The organism is Albidovulum sp., assembly GCF_049646345.1.
GTDB lineage: Bacteria > Pseudomonadota > Alphaproteobacteria > Rhodobacterales > Rhodobacteraceae > Albidovulum.
Genome location: NZ_JBARVQ010000210.1, coordinates 1 through 5,819, shown reverse-complemented (window position 1 = coordinate 5,819; position 5,819 = coordinate 1). Strand labels below are relative to the sequence as shown.

Here is a 5,819-nt window from a genome sequence, read left to right as displayed (position 1 = left end):
ATGTTTGATCTGACAGGAAAATGCGCGCTGGTCACCGGCGCCTCGGGCGGGATCGGGGCCGCGATCGCGCGCAGTCTTCACGCACGGGGTGCGGCTGTCGGCCTTTCGGGGACGCGGGTCGAGCCGTTGCAGGCACTGGCGGCGGAGCTGGGCGAGCGGGCGCATGTTCTGACTTGCAACCTGTCGGACAAGGATGCCGTCGAGGCCCTGCCGAAGCAGGCGGTGGAAGCCATGGGAGCCGTCGACATTCTGGTCAACAATGCGGGGATCACGAAGGACAACCTGTTCATGCGGATGTCGGACGAGGAATGGGACTCGGTTCTGAACGTCAACCTGACCTCGACCTTTCGGCTGTGCCGCGGGGTGCTGCGCGGGATGATGAAGGCTCGATGGGGCAGGATCGTGAATATCTCGTCCATCGTTGGCGCGACCGGCAATCCGGGGCAAGCGAACTATGCCGCGGCGAAGGCCGGAATGGTGGGCATGTCGAAATCGCTGGCCTATGAGGTCGCGAGTCGGGGCATCACGGTGAACTGTGTCGCGCCGGGTTTCATAGCCACCGCGATGACCGACAAGCTGACAGATGATCAAAAGGCGGGCATCCTGGGCCAGGTGCCGGCAGGGAGGATGGGCGACGCCGATGAGATCGCGGCGGCAGTGCTCTATCTGGCGAGCGCGGAAGCCGGCTATGTCACCGGCGCGACCTTGCATGTCAACGGCGGTATGGCCATGTTGTAGAAGCCGATCGGCGCCGCGGCGAAAGCGTTTGCCAATACCAAACGATATGCTATAGGCGGCTCTGATGGCGTCGGATAGAATGATCCCGACCCGAATTGCCTGACATCATCGGGCGAGAGAGTGGCCCCCGGGGGGCTGAAGCGATACCTGGGGACTGGCCCCGAAGAACGGAAAGAGGACAAGACATGAGCGACATCGCAGATCGCGTGAAGAAGATCGTCGTCGAGCATCTGGGCGTGGAAGAGGACAAGGTTACCGAGTCCGCCTCGTTCATTGATGATCTGGGCGCAGACAGCCTTGACACTGTAGAACTGGTTATGGCTTTCGAGGAAGAATTCGGGATCGAGATTCCGGATGATGCAGCCGAGACGATCCAGACTTTCGGCGATGCGGTTGGTTTCATCACCAAAGCTTCCTGATCATCGGATAGAGTATTCGAAAGCGGCGCCCTTCGGGGCGCCGTTTTTCGTTGTGGCGTCGCAGGGGTCGCCGGGAGAATTCCAGTCATGAAGCGTGACGCTGTCTTTTTCATCGGTGGCCTGATCATCATGGGATGCGCCGGGTTTGCCGTCGGTGCCGCAGAGCCGGTTTCCTGCGTCACCTCGGTGCGGGGCGAGGCGTTCTTGCTGCAATATGACCCGGAGGATCAGTTGATCGGTGAGAACTATGGCTGGCGCGAGCGGTTCTTTGGCCCGGGCGGCGATATCGACTGTCCGGCCTATGTGACGCTGCGCCAACTGACGCCGGGGCTGCGCGACGGGCAGCGCAAGCCGTTCTGTCTGCGGTACGACGCGGAGGCGGGGACGTATCTGGGCTATGACGAGGGAGAACGGTCTGCCTATCTGGCCTGCAAGGCCCCGGCCTGAGCTTTTGCGAGCGGGTCAACGGCTCGGCCGAGGTGGCGGCGGAACTTGTCGATCGCGGTGTCGGGCTGGCGGAGAGATTCTCTGGCATCGCCGCCGTCGCCCAGCAGGGGTCCGGCGCGGTGATCCTGAGCGGGACCGGCGGGCAATTGGCCGGGGCGCTGACAAACCTCGGATCGACGGCGATGGCGATGCTGACGGCGCCCGCGACACTGACGGCGGCAGCTGTTACGGTGGTTGCCGTTGGGGGGACGCTGTATGTCTGTCACTAGGGGGCGCGCGTCATGATTCCTGTTCTGACGGGGGAACGCGTGTTGTTGCGCGGGCTGGATTGGGCGGATTTCGAGGATTTCGCCACGCTTTGGGGTGATCCGGCGCTGAAACGCTTTCTGCCCTTCGCGCCGGTCGCGCGGGACGAATGCTGGGTCCGGATGAATCGCATTGCGTGGCACTGGGCGCATTACGGCTTTGGTAATTTCGCCGTCGTGGCCCGAGAGGACGGGGCCTTTCTTGGGCAGATCGGGCTGTTTCATGTGATGCGCGGCATCGGTGAAGATTTCGACGCAGCGCCGGAGGCCGGTTGGGTTCTGAATGCCGCTGCGCGCGGGCGGGGGCTGGCGAGCGAGGCCGCGGAGATCGTTCACCGCTGGTTCGATTCACAGCGATTTGGAGGGCGGACGGTCTGCATGATGGATGTGGACCATGCGGGGTCGATCCGGGTTGCCGAGAAATGCGGGTATCGCCTGTTGCGGCTGGACGAGGACGAATGGGGCCCCTTGCAATTGATGGAACGTGTGAGGGGCTAAGGGGGCTGGCGGATCGGCCGCATGGCCCCCGGTTCGGGAGGGGATGCCGGAGTGCATGGTCAGAGCAAAGCCGACGCAATCGCGGCTGCCGTTGCGGCGGCGGTGTTGGTCGCGGCAGGATATCTGGGGGTCGGGCAGGCGCTTGGGGCGCATCCGTTCTGGGCGATCAAGGTCGTTTGGATCGGGGTCGGCACGGGGGCGGTGCTGTTTGGGTTGAGCCGGTTCTGGACAGCCTCGGGATTGGTCAATTTGACGATTGCGCTGGTTCTTCTTGCCGGTTCCGCCGGCGTCACGATGCTTGGCAAGGCGCGGTTCGCGGCATCATATGCCGAGGATTTCGTCGCCGGACGAATGTGGTTCCTTGGCTGGATGGCTTTGGTGGCCGCAACCTTTCTGCTGCTGGCACTGCTCTCGGCGCGGCGCGGCTGACCGATGGGCCATCTTGCGGGCGGCGGAATGGTGCCGGGGCTCTTGCCCCTTGGGGCATCCGCGGGGTAATGGTTCGGGAAAGTTCAAAGAGCCGGAGGGGCCGCGGATGCGTCGGGTAGTTGTCACAGGATTGGGGATGGTCACACCACTGGCCTGCGGAGTCGAGGCGACCTGGTCGCGGCTTCTGGCGGGACAATCGGGTGCCGGACCGATAACGCGGTTCGATCCTGAAGGGTTTGCCACGACCTATGCCTGCGAGATCCCTTTTGGCGACGGAACGGGTGGCACGTTCAATCCCGACGACTGGATGGAACCCAAGGAACAGCGCAAAGTCGACGATTTCATCCTTTACGGGATCACCGCCGCGCAGCAGGCGGTTGACGATGCTGGCTGGACGCCTGAAGCCGAGGAAGACCGTCTGCGCACTGGCGTGATGATCGGGTCGGGCATCGGCGGGCTGACATCCATTGCCGATACCGCTGTTCTGCTCAAGGAACGCGGGCCGCGGCGCATTTCACCGTTCTTCATTCCCGGCGCGCTGATCAACCTGATCTCGGGTCAGGTTTCGATCCGCTTCGGGTTCAAGGGCCCGAACCATTCGGTCGTGACCGCCTGTTCGACCGGCGCGCATGCCATTGGCGATGCCGCCCGGCTGATCCAGTGGGGCGATGCCGATGTGATGGTTGCCGGGGGTGCTGAAAGCCCGATCTCGCCCATCGGGATTGGCGGGTTCAACGCCTGCAAAGCGCTGTCGACCAAGCGCGCGCATGAGCCGGAGAAGGCGAGCCGTCCCTATGACGCGGATCGCGATGGCTTTGTCATGGGCGAGGGCGCGGGTGTCGTCGTGCTGGAAGAATACGAACATGCCAAGGCACGCGGTGCGAAGATCTATTGCGAAGTCGTTGGCTATGGCTTGTCAGGGGACGCCTATCATATCACGGCGCCGTCCGAGGATGGCGATGGCGGCTATCGCAGCATGAAGGCGGCTGTCGAGCGCGCCGGGCTGACGCCCGACGATATCGACTATATCAACGCGCATGGCACATCAACGATGGCTGACACGATCGAACTGGGTGCGGTTGAGCGGTTGATGGGCGACGCGGCGGCCAAGGCGACGATGAGTTCGACCAAATCGTCAATCGGGCACCTTCTGGGGGCCGCGGGTGCGGTCGAAGCGATTTTCTGCATGCTGGCGATCCGCGATCAGGTCGCGCCGCCGACGATCAATCTCGATAATCCTGCGGTTGAGCCCAAACTCGACCTTGCTCCGAATGCAAAACGGGAACGGAAGATTGACGTGGCTCTGTCGAACTCGTTCGGGTTTGGTGGCACCAATGCATCGGTGGTCTTTCGCAAGGTCGATGGCTGATGTGGCGTAACATTGCCTCTAACGCGCTGACATTCTTCGTGGTGGCGCTAATGGCCATCGGCGGGATCATCGCCTGGGGCAAGTCGCAATATTCGACTCAGGGACCGCTGGAAGAGGCGATTTGCCTGCGGGTCGAGAGCGGATCGAACATGCGCCGTGTGGCCGACGATCTGGCTGCACAGGGCGCGATCAGTAACCCGTCGATCCTGCGGATCGGCGCGGATTACTCCGACAAGTCGCCGCAGCTGAAGGCCGGATCGTTCCTAGTGCCCGAAGGGGCGAGCATGTCCGAGATCGTCGATATCGTGACGCGCGGCGGGGCCAGCACCTGTGGCACGGAAGTTGTCTACCGGATCGGTGTGCGGCAGGCCGAGATGCGGGTGCGAGAGCTTGATCCGGCGACCAATCGTTTTGAAGACGTTGCCGAGTTCGTGCCGGGCGAGGCCGAGGTGCCGGCGGAATATGCCAAGGTCCGGTCCGAGTCTGACACGCGGTATCGTATCGCCCTTGCCGAGGGCGTCACCAGCTGGCAGATCGTCGAAGCCTTGAAGGCCGCGGATTTCCTTGAAGGAGACGTGGCGGATGTCCCGGCGGAGGGCAGTCTGGCGCCGGAAAGCTACGAGGTCGTCGCGGGTGATGACCGCAACGCGCTGCTGGACCGGATGGAACAAGAGCAAGCCGCGCGTCTGGCGGCGGCTTGGGCGAACCGGGCGGAGGGCTTGCCGATTGAATCGCCGGAAGAAGCCTTGGTGCTGGCTTCAATCGTCGAAAAGGAAACCGGTGTGCCCGAAGAGCGCGGGCAGGTTGCATCTGTTTTCGTGAACCGGCTCAAGCAGGGGATGCGGCTGCAGACCGACCCGACGGTGATCTACGGTGTGACCGGTGGCAAGGGTGTGCTGGAGCGGGGATTGCGGCAGAGCGAATTGCGCAAGGAAACACCCTATAACACCTATGTCATCGATGGTTTGCCGCCGACGCCGATCGCCAATCCGGGGCAGGCCAGCATCGAGGCCGCGCTTAACCCGGATCAGACCGATTTTCTGTTCTTCGTGGCGGATGGCAGCGGCGGCCATGCCTTTGCGACGACGCTGGATGAGCATAATGCCAACGTCGTGAAGTGGCGCGAGATCGAAGCGCAGCAGGCCAAGGATGCGGCGGACGGAAACTGAGGTGCGCTTAGGAAGACTCGCGATGGTGCCGGACGACCCAGAATTCCAGTAGGCCGCCGCCCAGGAATGGCAATGACGCAGGAACTGACGCGTTGGCCAGTGCGATCACAGGAAGTTTCGGCTTGCCTGCCATGCTGACGTTGAAGAGCGTGAAGAAGGCCGAATAGGCCGAGAGCTCATAGCTGTCGGAATCGTCAAGCATGCCGTCAAATCGCAAACTTCCTGAATCGCCTGCGAATTTGAACGTGAAAGCCTCGTCAAAGAATTCGTCGGTGGCGAGGAATTCCGTTTTTTGAGGGGCATCGAATTCATAGAATTCAAAATAGGCGGTGATAGTGTGATCGCCACCGAGGTCAACCCCGCCGGAGCCGAATAAACTGGTCGTGAGATCCAGGCTGTTGCTGTACTCGACGGTGACCGACCCGGCTAGCGTTTCGCCTAAGGC

The 5,819-nt window shown here is 62.5% G+C and carries 9 protein-coding genes; 8 read left to right on the top strand and 1 reads right to left on the bottom strand.

Annotation, left to right across the window (positions count from 1 at the left end; translation table 11 throughout):
- The 8 genes from fabG to mltG form a co-directional block, all read left to right on the top strand.
- Positions 1-738 (top strand): 3-oxoacyl-ACP reductase FabG (gene fabG, locus WBB85_RS05125; protein WP_432637551.1); only part of this gene is annotated, 738 nt, incomplete at its 5' end.
- A gap of 185 nt (positions 739-923) precedes the next feature.
- Entirely contained in the window at positions 924-1,157 is a 234-nt protein-coding gene (locus WBB85_RS05120) for an acyl carrier protein (RefSeq protein ID WP_432637550.1), read from the top strand.
- A gap of 87 nt (positions 1,158-1,244) precedes the next feature.
- Complete coding sequence (locus WBB85_RS05115) at positions 1,245-1,604, top strand: hypothetical protein (RefSeq protein WP_432637549.1); 360 nt, start codon at positions 1,245-1,247, stop codon at positions 1,602-1,604.
- A 32-nt stretch (positions 1,605-1,636) separates the two neighbouring features.
- The gene (locus tag WBB85_RS05110; RefSeq protein ID WP_432637548.1) at positions 1,637-1,873 is read left to right on the top strand and encodes a hypothetical protein; all 237 of its coding nucleotides are present in this window, start codon (positions 1,637-1,639) and stop codon (positions 1,871-1,873) included.
- A 12-nt stretch (positions 1,874-1,885) separates the two neighbouring features.
- Positions 1,886-2,407, top strand: a complete 522-nt coding sequence (locus tag WBB85_RS05105) for a GNAT family N-acetyltransferase (RefSeq protein ID WP_432637547.1) — start codon at positions 1,886-1,888, stop codon at positions 2,405-2,407.
- Between the two features lie 21 nt (positions 2,408-2,428).
- On the top strand, positions 2,429-2,836 hold the full coding sequence (locus tag WBB85_RS05100) for a hypothetical protein (protein ID WP_432637546.1): 408 nt from the start codon (positions 2,429-2,431) through the stop codon (positions 2,834-2,836).
- A 106-nt stretch (positions 2,837-2,942) separates the two neighbouring features.
- Positions 2,943-4,205, top strand: coding sequence for a beta-ketoacyl-ACP synthase II (gene fabF, locus WBB85_RS05095; RefSeq protein ID WP_432637545.1), 1,263 nt, complete (start codon positions 2,943-2,945; stop codon positions 4,203-4,205).
- Positions 4,205-5,374 carry an endolytic transglycosylase MltG gene (mltG, locus tag WBB85_RS05090; RefSeq protein ID WP_432637544.1) on the top strand — a complete coding sequence of 390 codons (1,170 nt, stop codon included), beginning with the start codon at positions 4,205-4,207 and terminating at the stop codon, positions 5,372-5,374. The genes fabF and mltG overlap by 1 nt, the downstream gene beginning before the upstream one ends.
- 7 nt (positions 5,375-5,381) lie before the next feature.
- Here mltG and WBB85_RS05085 read toward each other — a convergent pair.
- Positions 5,382-5,819, bottom strand: a 438-nt coding sequence (locus WBB85_RS05085) for a hypothetical protein (protein WP_432637543.1), incomplete at its 5' end; no start/stop codon positions are given.